This is a genomic window from Streptomyces sp. NPDC002884 (assembly GCF_040295245.1).
Classification (GTDB): Bacteria; Actinomycetota; Actinomycetes; order Streptomycetales; family Streptomycetaceae; genus Streptomyces.
The window spans coordinates 203,354-228,481 of record NZ_JBEOVB010000011.1; the positions used below are offsets into that span (position 1 = coordinate 203,354).

The 25,128-nt window shown below is 70.9% G+C and carries 24 protein-coding genes and 2 riboswitches; of the genes, 9 read left to right on the forward strand and 15 right to left on the reverse strand.

What is annotated here, in order from left to right; translation table 11 throughout:
• Positions 1-105 precede the first annotated feature (105 nt).
• Positions 106-1,362 (forward strand): alpha/beta hydrolase, encoded by a 1,257-nt coding sequence (locus ABT070_RS23420; protein ID WP_351763769.1) that lies wholly within the window; start codon positions 106-108, stop codon positions 1,360-1,362.
• Here the strand turns inward: ABT070_RS23420 and ABT070_RS23425 are convergent.
• From ABT070_RS23425 to ABT070_RS23465, 9 genes are all read right to left on the reverse strand, one after another.
• The gene (locus ABT070_RS23425; protein ID WP_351763687.1) at positions 1,271-1,927 is read right to left on the reverse strand and encodes a trimeric intracellular cation channel family protein; all 657 of its coding nucleotides are present in this window, start codon (positions 1,925-1,927) and stop codon (positions 1,271-1,273) included. The two genes, ABT070_RS23420 and ABT070_RS23425, sit on opposite strands and share 92 nt — an antisense overlap.
• Positions 1,928-1,990: 63 nt before the next feature.
• Complete coding sequence (locus ABT070_RS23430) at positions 1,991-3,322, reverse strand: ABC transporter ATP-binding protein (protein WP_351763689.1); 1,332 nt, start codon at positions 3,320-3,322, stop codon at positions 1,991-1,993.
• Entirely contained in the window at positions 3,319-4,416 is a 1,098-nt protein-coding gene (locus ABT070_RS23435) for an ABC transporter ATP-binding protein (RefSeq protein WP_351763690.1), read from the reverse strand. The genes ABT070_RS23430 and ABT070_RS23435 overlap by 4 nt, the downstream gene beginning before the upstream one ends.
• Positions 4,413-5,411 carry an ABC transporter permease gene (locus ABT070_RS23440; protein ID WP_351763692.1) on the reverse strand — a complete coding sequence of 333 codons (999 nt, stop codon included), beginning with the start codon at positions 5,409-5,411 and terminating at the stop codon, positions 4,413-4,415. The genes ABT070_RS23435 and ABT070_RS23440 overlap by 4 nt, the downstream gene beginning before the upstream one ends.
• Before the next feature lie 110 nt (positions 5,412-5,521).
• On the reverse strand, positions 5,522-7,321 hold the full coding sequence (locus ABT070_RS23445) for an ABC transporter substrate-binding protein (protein WP_351763694.1): 1,800 nt from the start codon (positions 7,319-7,321) through the stop codon (positions 5,522-5,524).
• A gap of 118 nt (positions 7,322-7,439) precedes the next feature.
• Positions 7,440-8,447: an ABC transporter permease gene (locus tag ABT070_RS23450; protein WP_351763696.1), complete on the reverse strand. Its 1,008-nt coding sequence runs from the start codon at positions 8,445-8,447 to the stop codon at positions 7,440-7,442.
• 313 nt (positions 8,448-8,760) lie between these two features.
• A complete protein-coding gene (locus ABT070_RS23455) occupies positions 8,761-9,516 on the reverse strand; it encodes an enhanced serine sensitivity protein SseB C-terminal domain-containing protein (RefSeq protein ID WP_351763771.1) in 756 nt (251 codons plus the stop codon).
• Between the two features lie 223 nt (positions 9,517-9,739).
• Positions 9,740-10,558 (reverse strand): enhanced serine sensitivity protein SseB, encoded by an 819-nt coding sequence (locus tag ABT070_RS23460; RefSeq protein ID WP_351763698.1) that lies wholly within the window; start codon positions 10,556-10,558, stop codon positions 9,740-9,742.
• 78 nt (positions 10,559-10,636) lie between these two features.
• Positions 10,637-11,326, reverse strand: coding sequence for an AAA family ATPase (locus ABT070_RS23465; protein WP_351763773.1), 690 nt, complete (start codon positions 11,324-11,326; stop codon positions 10,637-10,639).
• A gap of 173 nt (positions 11,327-11,499) precedes the next feature.
• A riboswitch (glycine riboswitch) is annotated at positions 11,500-11,599 on the forward strand.
• Positions 11,600-11,713: riboswitch (glycine riboswitch) on the forward strand.
• A 37-nt stretch (positions 11,714-11,750) separates the two neighbouring features.
• On the opposite strand from ABT070_RS23465, the gene gcvT reads away from it, so the two are divergent.
• From gcvT to ABT070_RS23490, 5 genes are all read left to right on the forward strand, one after another.
• On the forward strand, positions 11,751-12,878 hold the full coding sequence (gene gcvT / locus ABT070_RS23470) for a glycine cleavage system aminomethyltransferase GcvT (RefSeq protein ID WP_351763700.1): 1,128 nt from the start codon (positions 11,751-11,753) through the stop codon (positions 12,876-12,878).
• 118 nt (positions 12,879-12,996) lie between these two features.
• Positions 12,997-13,374: a glycine cleavage system protein GcvH gene (gene gcvH / locus ABT070_RS23475; protein ID WP_351763702.1), complete on the forward strand. Its 378-nt coding sequence runs from the start codon at positions 12,997-12,999 to the stop codon at positions 13,372-13,374.
• 14 nt (positions 13,375-13,388) lie between these two features.
• Positions 13,389-14,666 (forward strand): serine hydroxymethyltransferase, encoded by a 1,278-nt coding sequence (gene glyA / locus ABT070_RS23480; protein WP_351763704.1) that lies wholly within the window; start codon positions 13,389-13,391, stop codon positions 14,664-14,666.
• Between the two features lie 75 nt (positions 14,667-14,741).
• A complete protein-coding gene (locus tag ABT070_RS23485; protein ID WP_351763706.1) occupies positions 14,742-16,109 on the forward strand; it encodes an L-serine ammonia-lyase in 1,368 nt (455 codons plus the stop codon).
• A gap of 27 nt (positions 16,110-16,136) precedes the next feature.
• Positions 16,137-16,682, forward strand: a complete 546-nt coding sequence (locus tag ABT070_RS23490) for an MOSC domain-containing protein (protein WP_351763708.1) — start codon at positions 16,137-16,139, stop codon at positions 16,680-16,682.
• A 7-nt stretch (positions 16,683-16,689) separates the two neighbouring features.
• Here the strand turns inward: ABT070_RS23490 and ABT070_RS23495 are convergent, their stop codons facing one another.
• Entirely contained in the window at positions 16,690-17,352 is a 663-nt protein-coding gene (locus ABT070_RS23495) for an NADPH-dependent F420 reductase (protein WP_351763710.1), read from the reverse strand.
• A gap of 143 nt (positions 17,353-17,495) precedes the next feature.
• Complete coding sequence (locus tag ABT070_RS23500) at positions 17,496-18,200, reverse strand: FadR/GntR family transcriptional regulator (protein WP_351763712.1); 705 nt, start codon at positions 18,198-18,200, stop codon at positions 17,496-17,498.
• A 238-nt stretch (positions 18,201-18,438) separates the two neighbouring features.
• On the opposite strand from ABT070_RS23500, the gene ABT070_RS23505 reads away from it, so the two are divergent.
• Positions 18,439-20,007, forward strand: a complete 1,569-nt coding sequence (locus ABT070_RS23505) for a 2-isopropylmalate synthase (RefSeq protein WP_351763775.1) — start codon at positions 18,439-18,441, stop codon at positions 20,005-20,007.
• Complete coding sequence (locus ABT070_RS23510; protein ID WP_351763714.1) at positions 20,004-20,792, forward strand: ABC transporter ATP-binding protein; 789 nt, start codon at positions 20,004-20,006, stop codon at positions 20,790-20,792. Before ABT070_RS23505 ends, ABT070_RS23510 begins: the two co-directional genes overlap by 4 nt.
• A gap of 44 nt (positions 20,793-20,836) precedes the next feature.
• Here the strand turns inward: ABT070_RS23510 and ABT070_RS23515 are convergent, their stop codons facing one another.
• A complete protein-coding gene (locus tag ABT070_RS23515; RefSeq protein ID WP_351763777.1) occupies positions 20,837-21,049 on the reverse strand; it encodes an EF-hand domain-containing protein in 213 nt (70 codons plus the stop codon).
• 62 nt (positions 21,050-21,111) lie between these two features.
• A complete protein-coding gene (locus tag ABT070_RS23520; RefSeq protein WP_351763716.1) occupies positions 21,112-22,026 on the reverse strand; it encodes a helix-turn-helix domain-containing protein in 915 nt (304 codons plus the stop codon).
• 61 nt (positions 22,027-22,087) lie between these two features.
• Between ABT070_RS23520 and ABT070_RS23525 the strand changes: the two genes are divergently transcribed.
• Positions 22,088-22,786 carry a GNAT family N-acetyltransferase gene (locus ABT070_RS23525; protein WP_351763718.1) on the forward strand — a complete coding sequence of 233 codons (699 nt, stop codon included), beginning with the start codon at positions 22,088-22,090 and terminating at the stop codon, positions 22,784-22,786.
• 116 nt (positions 22,787-22,902) lie between these two features.
• Here the strand turns inward: ABT070_RS23525 and ABT070_RS23530 are convergent, their stop codons facing one another.
• Both ABT070_RS23530 and ABT070_RS23535 read right to left on the reverse strand, forming a co-directional pair.
• A complete protein-coding gene (locus tag ABT070_RS23530; RefSeq protein WP_351763720.1) occupies positions 22,903-24,096 on the reverse strand; it encodes a YncE family protein in 1,194 nt (397 codons plus the stop codon).
• Positions 24,096-24,944, reverse strand: a complete 849-nt coding sequence (locus tag ABT070_RS23535; RefSeq protein ID WP_351763722.1) for a polysaccharide deacetylase family protein — start codon at positions 24,942-24,944, stop codon at positions 24,096-24,098. The genes ABT070_RS23530 and ABT070_RS23535 overlap by 1 nt, the downstream gene beginning before the upstream one ends.
• Positions 24,945-25,128: the final 184 nt, after the last annotated feature.

Sequence of the window (25,128 nt, forward strand, 5' to 3'; positions counted from 1 at the left end):
GTTCGGGTCCCATCGGTGACCGGTTCGGGTGAGCGGTCGGCAATTTCTTGGTAAGTGTCCGAACTCGTCCGTAACCTCGACGCCCGGTTTCCCCTCTGCAAGGACATGAGCCTCACCGGGACTCCGTTCCTCTACACCCTGATCGCGCTGTCCGTGCTCGCCGTCGCGCTGCCGCTGCTGATGTGGTCGCGGCTGCGCGGGCCGCGGGTCCTGCGCGCCGCGGCCCGGATGGTGATGCTGCTGTTCGCCCAGGGCACGGCCGTGGCCCTGGTCTTCGTCCTGGTCAACAACTCCAACGGCCTGTACGACACCTGGGACGACCTGCTGGGCACCGGCACCCATGTGCAGCAGGCCGCCGACCTGGGCGCCGACGGCACCGGCGGTATCGCGCTGGACCGGCTGCCCAGGGTCCGGCAGACGTTCACGCAGGCCGAGGGGCCGGGCATGCACGCGGCGGGCGGGGTACGCGTCACCCAGCTCAAGGGCCAGGTCTCCGGCGTCAACGCCGAGGTCTACGTCTGGCTGCCCCCGCAGTACGACGAGCCCGCCTACGCCCGCCGCGCCTTCCCCGTGGTGGAGCTGCTGCCGGGCTACCCGGGCTCCGCGAAGTCCTGGTACGGGACGCTGCACGTGCACGAGCAACTGGCGCCGCTGATGCGCGCGGGCAAGGTCGCCCCGTTCATCCTGGTCGCGCCGCGCACCACGCTGCTCCCGGGCGTGGACACCGGCTGCGCCAACGTCCCGGGCACCGTCAACGCCGACAGCTGGCTCAGCATCGACGTACCGAAGATGGTCAGGGACAACTTCCGGGCCCAGCCCGCGCCCAAGGGCTGGGCGGTCGCCGGCTACTCCGCCGGGGGCCACTGCGCGGCCAAGCTCGCCGTCGCCCACCCGGACCGCTACCGGGCCGCGGTGAGCCTGTCCGGGTACAGCGACCCGATCGTCGAGCCCAACTCCCTCGCCGCGCAGAGCCCCGCCCTGCGCCGGGCCAACAACCCCTACGTGCTGCTGTGCAAGGCCGCCGTGCCGCCCCCCGTGGCCCTCTACCTCTCCGGCCAGCCGAAGGACGGCTACGAGGCGGCGCTGGCCCTGCGCCGGGAGGCGAAGGCGCCGACGGCCGTGCACGTCGTCTACATCCCGACCGATGCGGGCGGCCACACCATGGCGCTGTGGCGGCCGCAGGTCGTGCCGGCGTTCCGCTGGCTGACCACCCAGCTGGACCAGCACCCGGTCACCCACGACGGGAAGGGGAAGGGGAAGGCCAAGGGGACTACTCCTCGCGCACCGTCGACCGTCGATTCCAGGCACGCGGCGCTCGCCAGTGGAACCGCATCGCGAGCAGCCGCAGCACGAAGGCGGTGACGACGGCCACCCCGCTGGCCAGCGGGGTGAGCGCGTCGTAGCGGATGCAGAGCGCCACCACGGTGGCGCCGACGATCGCCGGGACCGCGTAGAGGTCGCGGTCCCAGCGCAGCAGCGAGGGGACCTCGTTGGCCAGCACATCGCGCAGCACACCGCCGCCGACGGCGGTGGCGACGCCCAGCGCGGCCGACGCGGTGAGGCCGAGGCCGTAGTCGTAGGCCTTCGTCGTCCCCGTGACGCAGAACAGGCCGAGGCCGGCCGCGTCGAAGGCGTTGACGCCCGCCTGGATGCGCTCCACCTGCGGGTGCAGGAAGACGACCAGGAGGGCGGCCAGCAGCGGGGTGAGGAAGTACCCCAGGTCCGTGAAGGCGGCCGGGGGCACGGCCCCGATGACCAGGTCCCGGAAGACTCCGCCGCCCAGCGCGGTGACCTCGGCGAGCATGGCGATGCCGAACACGTCGAAGTTCTTGCGGACGGCCAGCAGCGCGCCCGAGATGGCGAAGACGAAGATGCCGATCAGGTCGAGCGTGTGCTGGACGGAGGGGCTGAAGATTTGCTGGAGCACCCCTACATTCTCACCCAGCACAAAGCCCCCGCCTTACATTGCAAGGCGGGGGCTCGGTGTTACTTACTTCTCTTTGGCCGGAGCATCGTCACCGGAAGCCTCCGGAGCGGCCTGCGGGGCCTGCGCGGCTCCGCCGGTCTCCTCGGCGTCCCCGCCGGCCTCGCCCGGCTCGGCGGGCCCCGCAGCCGCTTCGGCCGCCGTTTCCGCCACTTCCGCCGCCACCGCGGCCGACGTCTCCGCCGACTCCGCGAGCACCTCGTCGGCCACCAGCTCCGCCGCCTCCTTGGCGACGGTCAGCAGGACGGTGTCCTGCGGGGCCTGGTCCTCGAAGTTCTCCGGGTGGTGGCAGGCCACCTGCTGGCCGGTCCGCAGCTCGACGAGGACCGGCTCGGTGGTCTTGCAGACCTGGGTCGCCTTCCAGCACCGGGTGTGGAAGCGGCAGCCGCTCGGCGGCGAGATCGGCGAGGGCACGTCGCCCTTGAGCAGGATCCGCTCACTCTTGGCGTGCTTGCGCCGCGGGTCCGGGATCGGCACCGCCGACATCAGCGCCTTGGTGTACGGGTGCATCGGCGACCGGTAGAGCAGATCCCGGTCGGCCAGCTCCACGATCTTGCCGAGGTACATCACCGCGATGCGGTCCGAGACGTGCCGGACGACCGAGAGGTCGTGCGCGATGATCACGTAGGTGAGGCCGAGCTCCTGCTGGAGGTCGTCCAGCAGGTTGACGACCTGGGCCTGGATCGACACGTCGAGCGCCGAGACCGGCTCGTCCGCCACGACCAGCTTCGGGTTCAGCGCGAGCGCGCGGGCGATGCCGATGCGCTGACGCTGACCGCCGGAGAACTCGTGCGGGTAGCGGTTGTAGTGCTCGGGGTTGAGCCCCACGACCGACAGCAGCCGCTGCACTTCCTTCTTGATGCCGCCCTCGGGCTCGACGCCTTGGAGCTTGAAGGGAGCGCCGACGATCGTGCCGATGGTGTGGCGCGGGTTCAGCGACGAGTACGGGTCCTGGAAGATCATCTGCACATCGCGGCGCAGCGGACGCATGCCGCTCACGCCGAGGTGCGTGATGTCCTTGCCCTGGAACTCGACCTTGCCCGCGGTCGGCTCGAGCAGCCGGGTGATCAGCCGGCCCATCGTGGACTTGCCGCAGCCGGACTCGCCCACGACGCCGAGGGTCTCGCCGGAGCGGACCTCGAAGTCGATGCCGTCGACCGCGTGCACCGCCCCGACCTGCCGCTGGAGCAGGCCCTTCTTGATCGGGAAGTGCTTCTGGAGCCCGGTCACCTTCAGCAGGACCTCGCCCGGGGCGGCGTCCGCGGTGAGCGTGGCGCCCTGATCGGTCGGCCCGTCGGCCTGTGCGGGGATCTTCACCGCTTTGTCGTCGTCACTCACAGCTTCGGCGCAATCTCTTCGGTCCAGATACGCTCCCGCTGCTCCGTGCCCAGGTGGCAGGCGGCCCAGTGCCGGCTGCCGACCTCGGCCAGCTCGGGCCGGACGGTGCGGGTCACGTTGTCCTTCGGGAGGTCCGCGTACGGGCAGCGCGGGTTGAAGGCGCAGCCGGACGGGATGTTGATCAGCGAGGGCGGGGAGCCCTTGACCGGGATCAGGCGCTCCTGCTGCTCACGGTCCAGCCGCGGCATCGAGCCGAGCAGACCCCAGGTGTAGGGGTGCCGGGGCTCGTAGAACACCTTGTCGGCCGGACCCCGCTCGACGCAGCGCCCGCCGTACATCACCAGGATGTCGTCGGCGAGTTCGGCGACGACGCCCAGGTCGTGGGTGATGACGATGACCGCGGAGCCGAACTCCTTCTGGAGGTCACGGATGAGGTCGAGGATCTGCGCCTGGACGGTCACGTCCAGGGCGGTCGTCGGCTCGTCCGCGATCAGCAGTTCGGGGTTGTTGACCAGCGACATCGCGATCATCGCGCGCTGACGCATACCGCCGGAGAACTCGTGCGGGTAGCTGTCGACCCGCTTGTCCGGCTGCGGGATGCCCACCCGGTCGAGCATCTCGACCGCGCGGCGCTTGGCGGCCTTCTTGGTGACGTCGTGGTGGATCCGGTACGCCTCCACGATCTGCTGACCGATCGTGTAGTACGGGTGCAGCGCCGACAGCGGATCCTGGAAGATCATCGCCATCTCGCGGCCGCGCAGCTTGCGCACGTGGTCCGGGTCGGCGGACAGCAGCTCGGTGCCGTCCAGCCAGATCTCGCCGGAGATCTGCGCCTTGCGCTTGCCGTACTGGCCGGCCGTGTGCAGACCCATGATGCCGAGCGAGGTCACCGACTTGCCGGAGCCGGACTCGCCCACGATGCCGAGGGTCTTGCCCTTCTCCAGCTGGAAGCTGAGCCCGTCGACGGACTTGACCAGACCGTCGTCGGTCGGGAAGTGCACCTTGAGGTCGCGCACTTCGAGGAAGGCGTTCGGCGCGGGCGAGGCGGGGGTGGGCTCGCCCACGGCCGCTCCGCTCTTGCTGAGTTCGGTCATGAGAGCCTCACTCGGGGGTCGATCACGGCGTACAGGATGTCCACCACGAGGTTGGCGACGAGTACCGCCAGAGAAGTGATCAGGGTGACGCCCAGGATGATGGGCAGGTCCTGGTTCTTGATGGCGTTGAGCACCGCCTGGCCGAGGCCGGGCAGGTTGAACGCCGTCTCGGTCAGGATCGCACCGCCGATGAGGGCGCCCAGGTCCATGCCGAGCATGGTCAGCAGCGGAGTCATCGTGGAGCGCATCGCGTGCTTGCCGATGACGGTGTGTTCCTTGAGACCCTTGGCGCGGGCGGTGCGGATGTAGTCCTCGCCCAGGATCTCCAGCATGGTGGCCCGGGTGATGCGGGCGTACATGGCCGCGTACAGGAACGCGAGGGTGACCCAAGGCAGGATCATCCCGCCGAACCAGCCGCTGAGACTGTCCTCCAGTGGCACGAACTGCCCGTCGAACAGATCCAGTCCGTAGACGAAGATCGACAGGGCGACCATGCCGGTGAAGTAGATCGGGAGGGAGACGCCCGAGAGCGCGATCACCATCGCGCCGCGGTCCCACAGGCTGCCCCGCTTGAGCGCGGAGAGCACGCCCGCCGAGACACCGAAGATCAGCCACAGCACGGCGGCACCGAGCGCGAGCGCCAGGGTCACCGGGAAGCGGTCGGTCAGCACCGGCCAGACGGCCTGCTCACTGCGGAAGGAGTAGCCGAAGCACGGGGCGGCGCAGTGTATGGAATCGCCACCGCCCGTGTAGGTCCGGCCGGCGAAGATGCCCTTGAAGAATTCCCAGACCTGGGCGTAGATCGGGTCGCCCAGGCCCAGCTTCTCGCGCACACCCTCGACGGCGGCAGGGTCGGCCTGCTTGCCCACGAAGCTCAAGGCGATGTCTACGCCAGCCCACTTGGGGATGAGGAAGAAGATGCCGAAGACCACCATGACGATGACCACGAGCATCACTGCGGCGGCGAACAACCGCCTGATGAGATAAGCGAGCACAGCTCTCGGCCCGCCGCGGACCGCGGGCCGTCGGAGATCGTCCGACGGCCCGCGATCACGCCGCGCCGGCCTTCACCTGCCTTTCGTGCCGTTCGGCGGGTGTGCCGGGACTACTTCTTCGGGTTCTTCAGGCCGAGGTTGACGAAGTCGTACTGACCGCTGTAACCGTCGGTGGTGTAGACGTTCGCCAGGTTGTCCGAGCGCCAGTTGAGGAACCGCTCGAAGACGAAGGGCAGGTAGTACGCGCCCTCCATCACCTTGTGGTTGATCTCCGTGGCGATCTTGGTCTTGCCGGCGTCGTCCAGCGTGGTGACGTACGACGAGAACAGACCGTCGATCGTCTTGTCGTTGATGAGGGCGTAGTTGTTGTTACCGCTCTCGGCGATGTACTTGCTGTTCCACAGCGGCAGACCGAAGCCCTGGACGGACGGGAAGTCCGGACCCCAGCCCATGATGATGATGCCGTAGCCCTTCTTCTTCACGTTCGAGGGGCTACCGATGATGCCGGCGGTCTGCGAGCCGTCGTACTGGTCGATCTCGGCGGTGATGCCGATCTTCTTCAGCGACGCCTGGAGGGACTGGGCGGTGGCCACCTCGACCGGCTTGTTGTTACGCACCGCGATGGTGGTCTTGAAGCCGTTCGGCTGACCGCAGGCCTTCAGGGCCTCCTTGGCCTTGGCCTCGTTGCCGCTCTTGTTGGCGCCGGAGATCTCGTACGGGTCGTACTTCTGACCCTCGGCACCCGGGACGGACGGCGGCAGCATGTTGGTGCCGATGTCGCCACCGGCGACCGGACCGCCGCGGGCGGTCTGGAGCGACACGTGGTCGGCGCCGAGGATGACGGCCTTGCGGCACTCGATGTTGTTGAACGGCGCGACGCTCTGCGGGAAGACCGCGTAGCGGACGTAGCCGGTGACCGGGTTGTCCAGGTTGCCCTTGTGCTCCTTCAGGGCGGTGGTGCGGCCCTGCGGCGACATGCCGGTCTGGTTCAGGTCGAGGTCCAGGTCACCACTGAGCAGACGCTGGTCGAGCTGGTTGGCGTCCGAGAAGAACTTGATGGTGATCTCGTCCGGGTAGGCCTTGCGGATCGGGTCCGAGGCCTGCTTCCAGGAGGTGTTGCGGACCAGCTTGAGGTCCTTGCCCGGGCTGTAGGACGCGAACTTGTACGGGCCCGAGGAGAACGGCTTCAGACCGTACTTGGCCTTCGTGTCCTGGTCCTGGCGGACCGGCGAGGCCGAGACCAGGGCCAGCATCTCCTCGAAGTCCGAGTTGGCCTGCGGGAGGTGGAAGACGATGGTCTTGTCGTCGGGCGTGTCGATCGCCTTCAGACCCAGCTTGTCCGCGGACGTGTCCTTGTAGGGGCCCTTGTACTCGCCCTTGGGGTCCAGCACGTCCTTCAGGTACGTCGGACCGCCGGACAGCACGTCCTGCGCCCACACGCGCTCGATGCCGTACTTCACGTCCTTGGACGTGATCGCCTTGCCGTCCTCCCACGTGATGCCGTCACGCAGGGTGTACGTGTAGGTCTTGCCGTCGTCCGTGACCTTCGCGGTCTCGGTGGCGAGGTCCGGAGTGACCTCGGCGCCCGCAGCGCCCGGCTCGGCCTTGTTCGTGACGAGCTGGCGGCTGTAGTAGCGGGCGAAGTTCCACATCATGCCGTAGTAGCCACGCGTGGTGTCCCACGAGTCGGCATCCTGCGCGGCACCGAACTTCAGCGTGCCGCCCTTCTTGGCGGCGGAGGCCTGGGCGACCTTGTTGTTCGCGGCGTCGAAGCCGGCGGCACCGGAGCTCGAGCCCTTGTCGCCGTCATCTCCACCGCCGCCGCACGCCGCCGTGGTCAGCAGCGCGGCGACCGCGGCAGCAGCGGCAAATGCCTGCTTCCGCCGCCCTGAGGTGCGTTGGGTAGTCACGATCTCGGATCCTCCGGATAGATGAGAGATACCCCGTGTGGAGACCACGGGACGGTTGAGGCGCCGTGTTTCGGCGGTTCTGCGGCTCGCTGTGTTCGCGGATCCCCGACGGGGCGGATCAGCGGGAGGCCTTCGGGTCCAGCGCGTCCCGGATGCCGTCACCGAAGAGGTTGAAGGCGAGCACGGTGATGAAGATCGCCACACCCGGGACCACCATGTACATCGGGTCCGACTCGTAGTAGTCGATCGCGCTCGAGAGCATCTGCCCCCACGAGGCGGTGGGCGGCTTGACCCCGACACCCAGGAAGCTGAGCGCCGCCTCGGTGAGGATGTTGGTGGGGATCATCATCGTCGTGTACACGACGATCGGGGCGACCAGGTTGGGCAGCAGTTCCTTGAACAGGATGTACAGCCGCCCCGCGCCCAGCGATCGGGCGGCCTCGACGTACTCGCGCTCCCGCAGCGAGAGCGTCTGGCCGCGCACCACGCGTCCGATGTAGGGCCAGCCGAAGAAGCCGATGACCAGGATCATCACGAAGACACGCACGCTCGAACCGGAGAGTCCCAGCATGTCGCTCGGCATGACGGAGACCAGCGCGATGATGAACAGCAGCTGCGGGAAGGCGAGCAGACCGTCCATCACCCGGCTGATCAGGGAGTCGACCCAGCCGCCGAAGAAACCGGCGAGGATGCCCAGCACCGTTCCGAGGATCACGGCGACCACGGCCGACAGGAAGCCGACCAGCAGGGAGATCCGGGCACCGTAGAGGATGCGGGCGAAGATGTCACGGCCGTTGACCGGCTCGACACCGAAGAGGTGATCGCCGCTGACGCCGCCCAGGGAGCCCGTGGGCGTGCCGAAGAGCGGGTCGATCAGGTTCTCGTGGTACTCGTTCGGGTCCTGCCCCAGGAGCCCGGTGATGACCGGCGCGAGCAGCGCGATCACGACGAGGGCGAGCACCACGACGCCGCCCGTGAGGGCGAGCTTGTCCCGCTTGAGGCGCTCCCAGGCGATCCGGCCCAGGGAGCGGCCCTGAACGGCCTTGGCGCCGCTGGTGGCGACCGACGCTTCCTCGGCCGCGCTCGGGGCCGCTTCCGCGGTCGGCTCGTGCAATGGTGCCGTCATCTGGCAGGGACCCCTCTCAACCGGCGGTAGCCGGCCCGCACTTGCCGCTGTAGCGGCGTGATCAGTCCGTAATACGCAGGGGATAAGTCCCCTGACGCCGGAGTCTTCAACGGTTTGGCGATCTGTAGCCAGACTTGGCAGTGAATGGATGCGTAAACGTGATCCGGGTAGAGGGGTTCCGTTATCCGGACGGCGGGTAACGGCCCCCGGACAGTGACTTATTGGGTCACATCGGACAAAACCGGTATCAATCGTCGTCATCTACGCGCGAAGACATCCTGTCCCGACCTCGCGACAGGACCGTATTCGGACGTCAGTATCGTCCGGTGGGCGGGTAGCCGTAACCGCCGGCGGGAGCCTGGGCCGGAGCGGGGGCGTGGGCCTCGCGGTCGTAGAAGGGCCGGGCGGTGGCACGCATCCACATCACGACGGGGTCGTACTCGTCGGTCATCGCCACCGTCGACACCGGCAGCCCGTCCGGCACGGCCCCGATGGACTGCTGCATCATCGCCCGTACGGCGTCCACGGCCGGCGGGGAGGAGTCGTACACGTCGAGCCCGATGGCCAGATAGGGCGCGCCCAGCGCCGGCTGGACCCAGGCGCGGCGCAACGCGCGGACCGCCGGGGTACGGTGGGCGTTCTGCGCGAGCAAGGCATAGAACTGCGGGATCTCGATGCCCGGTTCGGACAGCCGCAACGGCCCGGCCGGCTGGCGCTCCAGACCGGTGGCGATACGGCGCAGATCCAGCCACGGGATGCCGACGCCGCCGCCGGGGGCGTGCGGGTTCAGCCAGAGGCCGTAGTGGTCGGGGTAGAGGGTGCGGGCCACGTCCAGCCCGTCGACCACCTCGTACGACCTGTTCCAGCCACTCGCGCTGAGCTCCTGCGCGGAGGTGACGCAGGGGGCGTAGCCGTGCCCTTCGACCTCCATGTTTCCGTACTGGGCGTCGGGGGAGCCGGCCTGGCCGTGCCACAGCAGCATCCAGAGCCGGCCGGAGGAGGGGGTCGCGAGCGCGCGCAGGAGCGCCTCGTAGGCGTCGTAACGCCCGGGCGTGACCTGGCGCAGCATGTGCTCGACCGAGCCGGTCGCGGCAGTGCCAGCGCTCACTTTTTATCGCCCCTTCGAGAAGTTGCCCCGCGTAGGGGCCCAGCTTAGGCGCTCCGCTCGGTCGAGCCGTTGAGAGCTCGAGGCCGGCTGTGCGTCGGCGGATGCATGTCGGGTGTGGCCGGGCGGGCCCCGCGGCGGAGCCGCGGCCGGATACGGCCCCGCTCCCCCCGCGGTGGGCTGCTCCTCAGCCCGGTGTCTGGTGCAGCGTCGTGTAGAAGGGGCGGACCCGCTCCCGCATCCAGTCGGCCACCGGGTCCTGGGCCACATCCAGGAGGACCAGGTTGACCGGCCAGGGTGCGGCCGCCCTCGTCAGGGCCCTGCCCAGGGCCTCCAGGGGGAGGGCGCGCAGGTCGCCCTCCCGCGGGGAGAGTTCCACGCCCACGAACATCACCGGGTCCGCCGTCTCGATGGCGGCCAGGCAGCGGCGGGCCGTGCGGACCACGCCCGTGGCCTCGAACTCCGCCGAGGCCGCGGCCAGGAAGTCCATCGGGTCGTCCTGCCAGTCGGGCTCGTAGAGGCGGACCCGGCCGCCGGCCGCGGTGCCGTCCAGCGGGGTGCGGCCCGCCCGGCAGAGCTCGGCCACCGCGGGCGGCGGCAGCGGGACGCCGACCACGCCGTCCGGGTTGACCAGGATGCCCACCTGCGGGGGCAGTCCCCGGGCGAACTCCACGGCCGGCGCGATCGTGAACGACATGTGCGAGCCGACGACCTGCCGGAACTGCTCCTCGGAGCTGAAGACCGGCACGTACACCTGGCCCTCGAGCTCCATCGTGGGCAGGTCGAGGGGACCGCTGCGCGGGCCGCCGCCGCCGGGCAGCGGCACCCAGACGAAGCTGCGCCCGAGCACCTCGACGATCCGGCCGCCGGCTCCCGGCACGCCGAGGGAGACGGAGAGCACCTCCTCCAGCTCGTTGCCGGGCCATCCGCCGTGCGGATGGGGGTGTGCCTGCGCCGGAAAGTCCGCGGAGTAGTCCGTCGGAAAGTTCGCCGGGGGGAAATCCATCTGCCTACCGCCTGCTGAGAACCGCTCACTTCGCTGTGGCTGAAAGGCTAGCGGGTGCCGGGGGTCGCACCCGAGCCCTCAGTCCGTGAAACCGATACGGCGCAGCGCGTCGGCCGCCTCGCGGTCGAGCAGCACCGCCGAGCCGCAGCCGTCGGGCAGCCGGCCCTTCTCCACCGAGCGCACCAGTCGGGCGGCGGCATGGCGGTGGCGCAGGAACGCGTACCGGGAGACGCCCCGGCCGCGCTCGCGCTGCCCCTCCAGTGCCGTGTCCGCGCCGACGTCCAGCAGCAGCAGGTGGAGGGTGCCGCCGCGGCGGCGGGCCTCGCGGGCCAGCCAGTCACGGACCCAGGCCTGCGTACCGCAGTCGTGCACGACGACGCCCGCGGAGCCGCGCAGCGCCCGGCGCAGCCCGGCGTAGTGGGCGAGCCGGACGAGGGGCCGGTAGAGGCCGTAGGGCAGGAAGCGGGGGGCGCGGGCGTCCCAGCGGTCCCGGGTGTCCTGGGAGTCGATGCGGCTGCCCTGCACGGTCCGCCGCATGAGCGTGGACTTGCCGCTGCCGGGCAGGCCGGTGACCACGACCAGGTCGCGGGGGCCGAAGAGCAGGCCGTGCGGGCTGCGGCCGGCCCGCTCGCGCAGGTCGCGGACGACGGGCGCCGGCTGCGGACCGCACCCCTCCCGGGTCGGGGCGACGGGCTGCGCGGGCAGCGCGATCGCCGAGCCGGTCGCGAATGCCGTGGACCTCGCCGTGGTCGTCCTGTTCACCGTGATCGTCCTCCCCTGGGGTCAGATGGTGTCCTCATCCCCACCGAGCGTAAAGAGAAGGTAATGCGCCGCGCCCGGCGTTTTCGTGCGCGTACCGACACAAGCCGGTTACAGATGCGGCCTGCCGTGATCGGGGCGAGCCGTGCAATGATGGCCGCGCCAACTGCATACCGGCCGTTTGAATCCGCGCGGGAGAGTCCTCAGCAGCAGCTTCGCTGGGGCGCCGAAGGAGCAAGTCCCTCCCTTGAATCTCTCAGGCCCCGTTACCGCGCGGGCGAGGCACATCTGAAAAGCGGGTCGCTGTCTCCAGTGGCCCCACCCAAGGTGCAAGTCGTCACCGGCGTTCGCGCGGTCACGACGAACCTCTCAGGTTCCGATGACAGATGGGGAGGAACGACCTCGCCGTCATGCCTTGGGAGACGAACGTCCGATGAGCAGCAACGCCCCCACCGAACAACGCCACACCGCCCTCGACGCCGCGCATCGTGCGCTCGGCGCGACGATGACCGACTTCGCCGGCTGGGACATGCCCCTGCGCTACGGCTCCGAGCGCGACGAGCACCAGGCCGTCCGCACCCGGGCCGGGCTCTTCGACCTCTCGCACATGGGTGAGATCACCGTCACCGGCCCGCAGGCCGCGGCCCTCCTCGACTTCGCCCTGGTGGGCAACATCGGGGCGGTCAAGGCCGGCCGCGCCCGCTACACGATGATCTGCCGGGCGGACGGCGGCATCCTGGACGACCTGATCGTCTACCGGCTCGCCGAGACCGAGTTCATGGTGGTGGCCAACGCCTCCAACGCGCAGGTCGTGCTGGACGCGCTGACCGAGCGCGCCGAGGGCTTCGACGCGGAGGTCCGCGACGACCGCGACGCCTACGCGCTGATCGCCGTGCAGGGCCCCGAGTCCCCCGGCATCCTCGCGGCCGTCACGGACGCCGACCTGGACGGCCTGAAGTACTACGCCGGCCTGCCCGGCACCGTCGCCGGCGTCCCCGCGCTGATCGCGCGCACCGGCTACACCGGTGAGGACGGCTTCGAACTGTTCGTGCGGCCGGAGCACGCCGTCGAGCTGTGGCAGGCGCTGACGAAGGCGGGCGAGGGCGTCGGGCTGGTGCCCTGCGGTCTGTCCTGCCGGGACACGCTCCGCCTGGAGGCGGGCATGCCGCTGTACGGACACGAGCTGAGCACCTCCCTCACCCCGTTCGACGCGGGGCTCGGCCGGGTGGTGAAGTTCGACAAGGAAGGCGACTTCGTCGGGCGTACGGCGCTGGAGGCGGCCGCCGGGCGCGCCGCCTCGCAGCCCCCGCGGGTCCTCGTGGGCCTGGTCGCCGAGGGCCGCCGGGTCCCGCGCGCCGGGTTCGCCGTGGTCGCCGGCGGCGAGGTGATCGGCGAGGTCACCTCGGGCGCCCCCTCCCCCACCCTCGGCAAGCCGATCGCGATGGCGTACGTCGACGCCGCCCACGCGGCGCCCGGGACCACCGGCGTCGGGGTGGACATCCGAGGCAGCCACGAGCCGTACGAGGTCGTGGCGCTGCCGTTCTACAAGCGCCAGAAGTAGACACTGGGCGCATCGACGCCCGCCCGCGCGTGACCCTGCGCACATTTCCGCTGCTCACGTGCGTCAACAGCAGTCCCCCATTCACCAGCACCCTCCCGCGTACAGGAGAATTCAAGCCATGAGCAACCCCCAGCAGCTGCGCTACAGCAAGGAGCACGAGTGGCTGTCGGTCGCCGAGGACGGCGTCTCGACGGTCGGCATCACGGAGCACGCGGCCAACGCGCTCGGCGACGTGGTCTTCGTCCAGCTCCCCGACGTCGGTGCCACGGTGACCGCGGGCGAGACCTGCGGCGAGCTGGAGTCGACCAAGTCGGTCAGCGAGCTGTACGCGCCGGTCTCCGGCGAGATCGTCGAGGTCAACCAGGACGTCGTCGACGACCCGGCGCTGGTGAACTCCGCCCCGTTCGAGGGCGGATGGCTGTTCAAGGTACGCACGGCGGGCGAGCAGGACGACCTGCTCACCGCCGACGAGTACACCGCCTTCATCGCCGGCTGAGGAGTCGTAGTCGCATGTCCGTCCTGAACACGCCCCTGCACGAGCTCGACCCGGAGATCGCCGCCGCGGTCGACGCCGAGCTGAACCGCCAGCAGTCCACGCTCGAGATGATCGCCTCGGAGAACTTCGCTCCGCTCGCGGTGATGGAGGCGCAGGGCTCGGTCCTGACCAACAAGTACGCCGAGGGCTACCCGGGCCGCCGCTACTACGGCGGCTGCGAGCACGTCGACGTGGCCGAGCAGATCGCGATCGACCGGGTCAAGGAGCTGTTCGGCGCCGAGTACGCCAACGTCCAGCCCCACTCGGGCGCCTCGGCCAACCAGGCGGCCCTGTTCGCGATGGCCCGGCCCGGCGACACGATCCTCGGCCTGGACCTGGCGCACGGGGGTCACCTGACCCACGGCATGCGGCTGAACTTCTCCGGCAAGCAGTTCGACGTGGTCGCCTACCACGTGGACGACGCCGGCCTGGTCGACATGGCCGAGGTCGAGCGGCTCGCCAAGGAGCACCGCCCGAAGGTGATCATCGCCGGCTGGTCGGCGTACCCGCGGCAGCTGGACTTCGCGGAGTTCCGGCGGATCGCGGACGAGGTCGAGGCCTTCCTGTGGGTCGACATGGCCCACTTCGCGGGTCTGGTGGCGGCCGGTCTCCACCCGAACCCGGTGGAGTACGCCGACGTCGTGACGTCCACCACCCACAAGACGCTGGGCGGCCCCCGCGGCGGCATCATCCTCGCGAAGAAGGAGTTCGCGAAGAAGCTGAACTCGTCCGTCTTCCCGGGCTTCCAGGGCGGTCCACTGGAGCACGTGATCGCGGCCAAGGCGGTCTCCTTCAAGGTCGCCGCGAGCGAGGACTTCAAGGAGCGTCAGGCCCGCACGGTCGAGGGCGCGCGGATCCTCGCCGAGCGCCTGACCTCGCCGGACGCCCGCGCGGCCGGGGTGAACGTGCTGTCCGGCGGCACCGACGTGCACCTGATCCTGGTCGACCTGCGCGAGTCCGAGCTGGACGGCCAGCAGGCCGAGGACCGGCTCCACGAGGTCGGCATCACGGTCAACCGCAACGCGGTCCCGAACGACCCGCGGCCGCCGATGGTCACCTCCGGTCTCCGTATCGGCACGCCCGCCCTCGCGACCCGCGGCTTCACCGCCGAGGACTTCGCCGAGGTCGCGGACGTGATCGCCGAGACGCTGAAGGCGCCGTCCCCGTTCGCGCAGGCCGACGCGGCGGCGCTGAAGGCCCGGGTCACGGCCCTGGCCGACAAGCACCCGCTGTACCCCGGTCTGAGCCGGTAGTTCCCTTTCCCGGGTGCCGCGCACACTGTGAGGTGTGGGCGGCACCCCGCACCACCCCTGTATTGAGGAGTCCCCGTGGCCATCTCGGTCTTCGACCTGTTCTCGATCGGCATCGGCCCGTCCAGCTCCCACACGGTCGGCCCGATGCGCGCGGCCCGCATCTTCGCACGACGGCTGCGGGGCGAGGGCCTGCTGGACTCCACCGCGTCGGTGCGCTGCGAGCTGTACGGCTCGCTCGGCGCGACCGGCCACGGCCACGGCACGCCGAAGGCGGTCCTGCTCGGCCTGGAGGGCTCCTCGCCGCGCACGGTGGACGTGGAGGGCGCGGACGACCGGGTGGAGCAGATCAAGGACTCCGGCCGGCTGCGGCTGCTGGACTCGCACGAGATCCCGTTCTCCTTCGACGACGACCTGGTCCTGCACCGCCGCAAGGCCCTCCCGTACCACGCCAACGGCATGACGATATGGGCCTACGACGCCCAGGGCGCCGAGCTGCTGTCGAAGACGTACTACTCGGTCGGCGGCGGCTTCGTCGTGGACGAGGACGCGGTCGGCGCGGACCGCATCAAACTCGACGACACGGTGTTGAAGTACCCCTTCCGCACGGGCGACGAGCTGCTGCGCCTGGCGAAGGAGACCGGCCTGTCGATCTCCTCGCTGATGCTGGAGAACGAGCGCGCCTGGCGCACCGAGGACGAGATCCGGGACGGGCTGCTGGAGATCTGGCGGGTGATGCAGGCCTGCGTCTCCCGGGGCATGTCCCGGGAGGGCATCCTGCCGGGTGGTCTGCGGGTCCGCCGCCGGGCGGCCATGACGGCACGTCAACTCCGGGCGGAGGGCGACCCGTTGGCGCTCTCGATGGAGTGGATCACGCTGTACGCGATGGCGGTGAACGAGGAGAACGCGGCCGGCGGCAGGGTGGTGACCGCCCCCACGAACGGCGCGGCCGGCATCATCCCGGCGGTCCTGCACTACTACGTGAACTTCGTGCCCGGCGCCGATGAGGACGGCGTGGTCCGCTTCCTGCTCGCGGCCGGCGCGATCGGCATGCTCTTCAAGGAGAACGCCTCCATCTCCGGCGCCGAGGTCGGCTGCCAGGGCGAGGTCGGCTCGGCCTGCTCGATGGCGGCGGGCGCGCTCGCCGAGGTCCTCGGCGGCTCCCCCGAGCAGGTCGAGAACGCGGCCGAGATCGGCATGGAGCACAACCTCGGCCTGACCTGCGACCCCGTGGGCGGCCTGGTCCAGATCCCGTGCATCGAGCGCAACGGCATGGCCTCGGTGAAGGCGGTCACCGCGGCCCGTATGGCGATGCGCGGCGACGGTTCGCACAAGGTGTCCCTGGACAAGGTCATCAAGACGATGAAGGAAACCGGCGCGGACATGAGCGTCAAGTACAAGGAGACCGCCCGGGGCGGGCTGGCCGTGAACATCATCGAATGCTGATCGAACACTGAGGGAGCTTCCCCCGATATGAGCAGGTCCGTCGTCAGCGCTGTCAGCAGCAGCGGCACGTACTCCTTCACCAAGCCCAACCGGGAGAGCGTCACGCTGGTCGCCGGGCTCGGGGTGGCGGGGGACGTGCATGCCGGAACCACGGTGAAGCACCGGTTCCGGATGGAGAAGGATCCCTCGCAGCCCAATCTGCGGCAGGTGCACCTCATACACGAGGAGCTCTTCGAGGAGGTGCGCTCGGCCGGGTTCGAGGTGGCCGCCGGGCAGCTCGGGGAGAACGTGACCACCCGCGGGATCGACCTGCTCGGGCTGCCCGTGGGGACACTGCTGCGGCTCGGCGGACAGGCCGTGGTCGAGGTGACCGGCCTGCGCAATCCCTGCAAGCAGATCGACGACTTCCGCAAGGGCCTCATGAAGCAGGTCGTCGGGCGGGGTCCGGACGGCCGGCCGGTCTTCCGGTCCGGGATCATGGGCGTGGTGCTCAGCGGGGGTGTGGTGCGGCCCGGGGACTCGATCACCGTCGAGCTGCCGGACGGACCGCACCGCCCCCTGCGGATCGTCTAGGACCCGCTCAGCCCCGGAAGGTCGCCGGACGCTCCGGGCTCGCTTCGGCCAGGGCCTTGGTGACCGCCTCGACGCCGGCCCGCAGTCCGTAGACGGGGGTGTCGGGCTGCTGGCGCCAGGAGTCGTCGATGCCGCCCGTGTCGACGGTGTCGAAGCCGAGCTCGTCGATCAGGGCGCGTACCTTCGCCTTCGCCGCCTCGTCGTCGCCGGCCACCGGGAGCGCGATGCGGTCGGGGTCGCCCGCGGCGAGCGGGCGGTCAAGGATGTCCTGGGCGTAGGTGCCGTTGAAGGCCTTGATCACGGGGTGGCCGATGCGGCGTTCCGTCCAGCGGCTCTCGGTGAGGCCTTCGTCCTCGATCTCCGCGATCCGGCCGTCGCGCTGTTGCGGGTAGTAGTTGTTGGTGTCGATGACGGCCACGCCGTCGGCCGCGCCGTCCAGGATGCCGGACGGCAGGTCCGGGACCGCCTTGACCGGAATCGTGACGACCACGACCTCGGCACCGCGCGCCGCCTCCTCGACGGTGACGGGGGTCGCTCCCGTCTCGTCGGCGAGTTCCTTGAGCGTCTGCGGGCCGCGGGAGTTCGCGACGGAGACGTCGTGGCCGAGCGCGCTGAGGCGCCGGGTGAGGTTGCCGCCGATGTTGCCCGCGCCGATGATGCCGATCTTCATGAGAGGCCTTGCCTTCCGGGACCGAGAGTCGATTCAGGTTCGATGCACATGCATGCACCTGATGGGGGCAACCTCGGCCGTCGGCGGGCTATTCCGCCTCCGCGGCGATCCGTACGAGATTTCTCCGCGGCCCGGGGCGCGGCCTAGCACCGGCCGCCGAACGGGTCCTCCAGTTCCGCCGTGAGGACGGCCGCCGCGGCCTCCGGGTCCCCGTCCGCGACGGCCCGGGCCAGCGCCTCGTGGGCCCCGTCGGAGGTGTTGGGCTCCTGGACGCGCAGTCCGGTCAGGGTCAGGAGGTCGACCAGGCCCTTGCGCAGGACCGGGACGAACTCCGCGAAGAGGTCGGTGAGCACCGGGTTGTGCGCGGCGGCGACCACGGCCGCGTGAAAGGCGATGTCGGCGTCGACGAAGGCCTCGTCGTCCCCCTCCGACGCGGCCCTGCGTCCCCGCAGCGCGAGCTGGATCGCGGTGACGTCCTCGGGTGTGCGGCGGCGCGCGGCGAGCCGGGCCGCGTGGACCTCGACCGCGGCCCGGACCTCGTACACGTCCGTCACCGCGGCCCGGCGCAGCCGGGTGGGCCAGTCCTCGGCCGGCTCGGTCGCGACGACGAAGACGCCGGCGCCCTGCCGGGACCGGACGAGGCCCGCGCCGGCCAGCGCGCGCAGGGCCTCGCGGACGGTGGAGCGGCCGACGCCGAGCTCCTTCGCGAGCGTGGTCTCGCCGGGGAGTTTCGCGCCGACGGGCCAGTACCCCTCGGCGATCCGCGCGCGCAGGGCCTCGGCGGCCTGTTCGACCAGCGGACTGGGGCGGACGGCGCCGAGGGGCGAAGGCAGGGGAGGCACGGACACCGGCGCGACCAACTTGTCTGAGGAGTGAGTGGATTCCACTTGTCTGAGGACCTGAGGAGTGGATAGCGTACTCGGCATGACGCTCAGCGGTCTCCTTCTTCTCGGCTGCCGCGGCGGGGCCTGACGCGACCGGCACCCCGCCGCGGGTCGCCGTGCTGCCGGTCACCGCCCGACCGAGCCGAAGGCAGCCGCTCCCTTGACCACCAGGTCCCGCTGGAACCCGCAGCGCCCCAGCCCCATGCCGTACCACCGCTACCGCCCCTTCCACGAGCGGGTGGACGTCCCCGCCACCGACCGGCGCTGGCCCTCCGCCCGCCTCGAACACGCCCCGCTCTGGGTCCCCGTCGACCTGCGCGACGGCAACCAGGCGCTCGCCGAACCGATGGACACCCCCCGCAAGCGCCGCTTCTTCGACCTGCTGGTGGCCACCGGCTTCAAGGAGATCGAGGTCGGCTACCCGTCCGCCAGCCGCACCGACTTCGACTTCGTACGGCATCTGGTGACCTCCGGAGCCGTCCCGGACGATGTCACGCCGGTCGTGTTCACCCCGGCCCGCCCGGAGCTGATCGACCGGACCTTCGAGGCGATCGAGGGGCTGCCGAAGGCCGTCGTCCACCTGTACATCGCGACCTCCCCGGTATGGCGGGAGGTGGTGCTGGGCCGGGACCGCGGCGAGGTGTGGCGGACGGTACGGGAGGCGGCCGAGCGCATGGCACGGCGGGCCGGCGACACGAGTGGCATCCGCTTCCAGTTCTCACCGGAGACCTTCAACCTCACCGAACCCGACTTCGTCCTCGAACTCTGCGACGGGCTGACGCGGCTGTGGGACGCGAGCCCCGACCGCCCGGTCACCCACAACCTCCCCGCGACCGTCGAGATCGCCACGCCCAACGTCTACGCCGACCAGATCGAGCACCTGCACCGCAACCTCGCCCGCCGGGACAGCGTGATCCTCTCCGTCCATCCGCACAACGACCGCGGCACCGGCGTCGCCTGCGCCGAACTCGCCGTGCTGGCCGGCGCCCAGCGCGTGGAGGGCTGCCTGTTCGGCAACGGGGAGCGCACCGGCAACGTCGACCTGGTCACCCTCGCCCTGAACCTGTACGCGCAGGGCGTCGACCCCATGGTCGACCTCCGTGACCTCGACGCCGTGCGGGACACGGTCGAGGAGTGCAACCGCCTGCCCGTCCACCCCCGCCACCCCTACGCCGGTGAGCTGGTGCACACGGCGTTCTCCGGCACCCACCAGGACGCCATCGGCAAGGGCCTCGCCCAGCACGCCCGGCGGGCCGCCGAGTCGGGGGTGCCGGCGGCCGAGGCGCCCTGGGCGGTGCCGTACCTGCCGATCGACCCGGCGGACGTGGGCCGCTCCTACGAGGCGGTGATCCGGGTCAACTCGCAGTCGGGCAAGGGCGGAGTGGCGTATCTGCTGCGCACCCGCCACGGAGTCGACCTGCCTCCGCGGATGCGGCCGGACTTCTCCCGGGTCGTCCAGCAGGCGGCCGACGACAGCGGACGCGAACTGCCGGCGAAGGAGCTCCACGACCTGTTCACCGAGACGTACATGACCGAAGGACCCTTCCGCGCAAGGGAGTTCGAGGAGGTCGGCACCGTGTCCGGCCTGCTCGACGCCCTCGCCGCCCGCGGCGTCCACGTCGACGTCCTGGACCTCGGCCTCGGAACGGACGGTACGACCGCCTTCGCCGAGTGCCGGGTGGACGGAGCCGTCGCCTGGGGCGCGGGCGAGGGGACGACCGCTCCCGTGCGCGCGGTGCTGTCCGCGGTCAACAGGGCGAGCGCGCGATGACGGAGGTACTGCGCGCCGAGGACATCCACGTCGTGCGCGCCGGCCGGGCCATCCTCCAGGAGATCTCCCTGACCGTACGGGCCGGTGAGCACTGGGCGCTCCTCGGCGCCAACGGGGCCGGGAAATCCACCCTGCTCAGCCTGCTCGGCGCCCTCGTCCACCCGACCCGGGGCACGGTGGAGGTACTGGGCCGGCGACTCGGCCGGGTCGACGTACGGGAGCTGCGGGCGCATGTCGGGCACGTCGATCCCCGTCATCCGCTGTCCGAACCGCTGACGGTCCGCGACGTCGTCCTCACCGGTCTCACCAACTCCGTCGCCCCCGTCCCCCGTTGGCGTCCCACCTCGGCGCAGGAGGCGCGCGCCGACCATCTGGTCGACACGCTCGGCCTGGCCGGGCACCGCACGGCACGCTGGCCCACGCTCTCGCAGGGGCAGCGCGGCCGTGCCCTGATCGCCCGTGCCCTCATGCCGGAACCCAGGCTGCTGCTCCTGGACGAGCCGGCGACCGGCCTGGATCTGCCGGGCCGCGAGCAGCTGCTCGACGCGCTGGACTCCCTGCGCCGGGCGCATCCGCGCCTGGCGACCGTCCTGGTCACCCACCACCTGGAGGAACTCCCCGCGGGCACCACCCACGCCCTGCTCCTGCGCGACGGCCGCGCCCTCGCCCAGGGCCCCGCCCCGGACGTCCTCACCGGTGACCGGGTCGGCAAGTGCTTCGACCTGCCGCTGGCGCTGGAACGGCACGGCGGCCGGTGGACCGTGCGCATCGAGCGCCGGTCATGAGGAGGGGGCGCCCCGCATCGCGAGGCGCCCCCTTTCCGCTCGTCTCACTTGTTCAGGTGTGCCCAGAACTCGTCGAACGAGAGGAGCTTGTCACCGTCGAGGTCGCGGCTCTTGATGATGACCTCGGCGACCGACTCGGTGACGTTCCAGTCACCCCCCTGGGCCAGGGCGGTCTTGAACTCGGCCGCGGTGATGAAGCCGTCCCCGTCCGTGTCGATCCGCTGGAACTGCTTGCGCGCTTCTTCGATGTCGGCCACCGATCCGCCCCTCTTCGTCATGCCTTGCGGTCATACTCGCTGTTCTACTGACGCAGGTCAGATTAACGGCCCTGGTGAGCGCGGAGCGCGGCGACCACCCAGGAGAACTCCTCGTCGTACGAGGGCCCGCCTCCGACGCCGTTCACGATCGCCGACAACCGGCGGTAGCGGGCGACCCGTACGTTCGCGGCGGCGGTCAGCCGGTCCAGGACGGCGGCCCGGTCCGCGTCGCCCAGCAGGCCCCGCAGGAACTCCTCGGCGGCCGGGTCGTCGGGAGCGACGCCCTGGCGCAGCGCCTCGCCGCCGAGGTGCACGAGACGGCTCATGAACCACAGGGACGTGCCCGCCGGGACGTCCGGCCCGCGGTCCGCCGCGTTGAACTCGACCGTCTTCCGCATCAGGACCCGGAACTCCGGGTCCTGGATCAGCTCGCCCAGCTCCACCCAGGCGTCCACCTGCTCGGGAGCGGGATCGTCCGGCAGCTCCGCCGCGGCGAACCGCAGCCGGGTGCGGATGTCGGGGTCGGCGGTGTCGAGACCGTCGAAGATCTCCGCCATGAAGTCGTCGAGGAGCCGTTTGCGTTCGGCCGCCGACAGCCGGGCCAGTCTGTTCATCAGGGTCATCTCCTCCGCGGTCGAACCGCGTCGCGCCACGGACGACAGCACGGCTCGGGTCACCTTCAGCGATCCGATCTGCGCGTCCAGCGCCACCACGTGCGCCGCCGCGACCTCCGCGACCGTCCGCTCCCCGGTCAGCACCAGGCGCACATCCGCCAGGCCGAGGCCCAGCTCGCGCAGGGTGCGGATCAGTTCGAGCCGGGCGGTGGACTCCGCGTCGTAGAGGCGGTAGCCGCCGGCCGAGCGGGTCACCGGGGTCAGCACGCCCTCGTCGGACCAGTAGCGGATGGTGCGCACGGTCAGTCCGGTGGAACGGGCCAGCTCTCCGATGGTGAAAAGTCCGCCGCCGTCGTCGATCATGTGTGTGAGTGTGGGCCTTCCAGTGGGTGGAGGCTCAAGGAGCGCGAAGGGGACCGGTGCGGTGGGGGACCTGCGGAACATTCTCGACGCGGCCGCGCACGGTGTCTTCCCTCCCCCCGACGGCCGCACGACCGTCCTCCCCCAGCCCTCCCCGCGCGACGCGGGCGTCCTCTCCTTCACCGCGCACTCGGTGGTCTTCACGGACGAGGACCCCGGGTGGGTGCACGAGACGTTGCGGGCCGCCGACTGCGACGCCCTCGCCGCGTCGATGAGCCCCCGGTTCCTGACGGCTCTGCTGGACCGTACGGGCCGGGTCGCGGAGACGATCGACGCGCTGGTGGTCGGCTCCCCGCTGCCGGGCCCGCCGTCCCTCGCGCTCACCGAGATCGAGGACCCGGACCATCCCCGGGTGGTCAGCTCGCGCAGGCGGCGCGACGAGGTGCGGGTATGGGCCGCGGAGGGGGGCGTGCTCGTCCTGGGCCGCGGGGTCGCGGGCCGGCTGGAGGTCGCCGTGGAGGTCGAGGAGGGCGTACGGCACCGGGGGCTGGGCCGGGCCCTGGTGGGCGCCGCGCGGCATCTGGGCGGCGGCGAGCCGGTGTGGGCGCAGATCTCGCCGGGGAACGCCCGCAGCACACGGGCGTTCCAGGCGGCGGGCTATCTGCCGGTCGGGGCGGAGGCGCTGCTCACCGTCCGGCAGGGGACGGGCGTCGCGGCGGCCAGTGCCACGGCACATGATGCGGGTTGCCCACACACCCGCTGAGCACTTCGGTCTTCGTCGCCTTGCCGACGGGACACGCGCCGAGGACGTACGGCCGGGCGACGCCTCCGGCCCGCCGCCGGACGCGAGTGCCGGTCCTGCGCGGCACGATGTCGGTCCTAGCGGAAGATGCCGGTGTGGCCGAGCGAGTAGCGGCCCGGCTGCGGATAGACGGCCAGGCCGTGCGGGCCCCTGCCGACCTTGATCCGGGCGAGCTGCTCTCCGGTGCGGGTGTCGATGGCGTAGACCTCGGCGTTGTACCGCCCGGACAGCCACAGCACCTTGCCGTCCGCCGAGACGCCGCCCATGTCGGGGCTGCCGCCGTGCGGGAGACGCCACTTCCTGGTGAGCGCGTTCTCGTGGAAGTCGAAGACGGAGACCGTGCCCTCACCGCGGTTGGAGACGTACATCTCGCGGGAGTCGCGGCCGACGTACAGCCCGTGGCAGCCCTTGCCGGTGTGCAGGAACTCCGGCTTGCCGAAGCTGTCGCCGTCGACGATCCACATCCCGTCGGCCATCATGTCCGCGATGTAGAACCGCTTCCCGTCGGGCGAGACCTTCACGTCCTGCGGCATGGCGCCCTTGAAGGGCAGCTTCTGCTGTGCGACGACCTCCATCTTCTCGGTGTCGACCTTCAGCAACTCGCCGCTGAACTCGCAGGACACGATGAAGTATCTCCCGTCGAGGGAGAAGTCGGCGTGGTTGACGCCGTAGCAGGTGACCGGTTCCGTCTTGATCCGCTTCATGGTGTGCGGGTCGCGGAAGACGAGTTCGCGGTCCATGGAGGCCATGACGACGGCGTACTTGCCGTTGGGCGTGAAGTAGAGGTTGTACGGGTCGTGCACCTCGACCGGCCTGCCCGCCCTGCCTGTCTTCGGGTCGATGGGGGTGAGGGTGTGCCCCCGGTTGTTGTTGACCCACAGCGTCTTCATGTCCCAGGAGGGGACGACGTGCTGCGGCTGCCGTCCCACCCGGAGGGTCTCGATCACCTCGTACGTCTTCGGGTCGATGACGGAGACGGTGTCGGACTCGGTGTTGGGGACGTAGACCCGGGACGGGAAGTCCTTGACCACCGGGGAGAGTCTGCCGGGGCGGTCGGCGGCGTAGACGTCCTTCGGGTCGAGCACCGGCGGCATGCCGGGGAGACCGTCGACGAGGGGCTTGGCCTTCTTCACCGGTGCGGGGGAGGCTGCCTTGGTGGCGCCGCCCGGCCCCTCCTTGCCCGCCTCGCCTCCGGCGCCGGTGCCGCAGGCGGCGAGGACGGTGAGCGCGGCGCCGGCGAGCAGGGCGCTTTTCGCGAGGTTGCGGTGCATCAGCCGATCAGCTCCGTGGTGGTGACCGCGCGCAGTCCGCGGCGGTCGAGTTCGTCGAGTACGGCGGGGAGTGCGGCGACCGTGTCCGCGTACCCGAAGTGCAGGCTCACGACGGACCCGTCCCGGATCTCGCCGAGGATGTTGCGGGCGACGGCGGCGGCGCCGGGCGAGGTGAAGTCGAGGGAGTCGACGTCGTACGAGAGGACGTGCGGGTAACCGGCGTGGCGGGCCAGCGTCTCCACGAGCGGGGAGGCGCGGATGGCGCGGGAGGGCCGGAACCAGGTGCCGATGGACCCGGTGAGCCTGCGCAGCCGCTCGGCGCAGCCGGCGATCTCGGCCGCCGCCTCGGCCTTCGGCATGGCGTTGATGTCCAGGTGGCGCTGGGTGTGGTTGCCCAGGTCGTGGCCGCCGTCGAGGACCCGGCGGGCGAGGTCGGGGTGTGCGTCGAGCCAGGACCCGACGGCCAGCACGGTGACCCGCGCGCCGTGCCGCTCGGCCTCACCGAGCAGGGCCCGGGCGACGGAGGGCTCCCCCTGACCGTGAAACGTGAGCGCGACCCGGGAGCGACCGAGCGGACCGTGACTGATCTGAGCGGGCTGCCGGGGAAAGGCACGGGGCGCGGGCGCGACGAGGGGTCGGGCCGGGGCCTCGGGGGCACGGGTGGGCGAAGCGGTGCCCGAAGAGGCGGAGGCCGGGGAGGCGGAGCCCGGCGAGGCGGGGGCGCTCTGGGCGGCTGCGCCGGAAGAGGACGTGGAGGGCGAGCACGCGGCCGCGAACGCACCCCCGGCGACGAGCCCGGTGCCCGCCCGCAGCACGGAACGACGGTCGGATGTGGTCACCCGCACCATTTAAGGGCCGATACGGGGCAATTCCGGCCATTGACGGCACCCGCCCCGCCGACCGAGAACACCACACCCGGCGCGCGGCTCGGGGACGGCGGCGCCGCATCGAGCCCGCCCGGCGATTGAGGACGAGGCCCTTCAGGGCCGAAGTGGGGGCCCGGGGCGGCAGCCTCCGGACGACGGCCACTGG

Excerpts from the sequence above, each read along its gene's own strand:
- ABT070_RS23530 (WP_351763720.1), bottom strand. The coding sequence starts at position 24,096 with ATGCACCGCAACCTCGCGAAAAGCGCCCTGCTCGCCGGCGCCGCGCTC.
- ABT070_RS23460 (WP_351763698.1), bottom strand. The coding sequence starts at position 10,558 with ATGGATTTCCCCCCGGCGAACTTTCCGACGGACTACTCCGCGGACTTT.
- ABT070_RS23510 (WP_351763714.1), top strand. The coding sequence starts at position 20,004 with ATGACGGAGGTACTGCGCGCCGAGGACATCCACGTCGTGCGCGCCGGC.
- ABT070_RS23520 (WP_351763716.1), bottom strand. The coding sequence starts at position 22,026 with ATGATCGACGACGGCGGCGGACTTTTCACCATCGGAGAGCTGGCCCGT.
- gcvT (WP_351763700.1), top strand. The coding sequence starts at position 11,751 with ATGAGCAGCAACGCCCCCACCGAACAACGCCACACCGCCCTCGACGCC.
- glyA (WP_351763704.1), top strand. The coding sequence starts at position 13,389 with ATGTCCGTCCTGAACACGCCCCTGCACGAGCTCGACCCGGAGATCGCC.
- ABT070_RS23495 (WP_351763710.1), bottom strand. The coding sequence starts at position 17,352 with ATGAAGATCGGCATCATCGGCGCGGGCAACATCGGCGGCAACCTCACC.
- ABT070_RS23420 (WP_351763769.1), top strand. The coding sequence starts at position 106 with ATGAGCCTCACCGGGACTCCGTTCCTCTACACCCTGATCGCGCTGTCC.
- ABT070_RS23505 (WP_351763775.1), top strand. The coding sequence starts at position 18,439 with ATGCCGTACCACCGCTACCGCCCCTTCCACGAGCGGGTGGACGTCCCC.
- ABT070_RS23535 (WP_351763722.1), bottom strand. The coding sequence starts at position 24,944 with ATGGTGCGGGTGACCACATCCGACCGTCGTTCCGTGCTGCGGGCGGGC.
- ABT070_RS23435 (WP_351763690.1), bottom strand. The coding sequence starts at position 4,416 with ATGACCGAACTCAGCAAGAGCGGAGCGGCCGTGGGCGAGCCCACCCCC.
- ABT070_RS23450 (WP_351763696.1), bottom strand. The coding sequence starts at position 8,447 with ATGACGGCACCATTGCACGAGCCGACCGCGGAAGCGGCCCCGAGCGCG.
- gcvH (WP_351763702.1), top strand. The coding sequence starts at position 12,997 with ATGAGCAACCCCCAGCAGCTGCGCTACAGCAAGGAGCACGAGTGGCTG.
- ABT070_RS23490 (WP_351763708.1), top strand. The coding sequence starts at position 16,137 with ATGAGCAGGTCCGTCGTCAGCGCTGTCAGCAGCAGCGGCACGTACTCC.
- ABT070_RS23455 (WP_351763771.1), bottom strand. The coding sequence starts at position 9,516 with ATGCTGCGCCAGGTCACGCCCGGGCGTTACGACGCCTACGAGGCGCTC.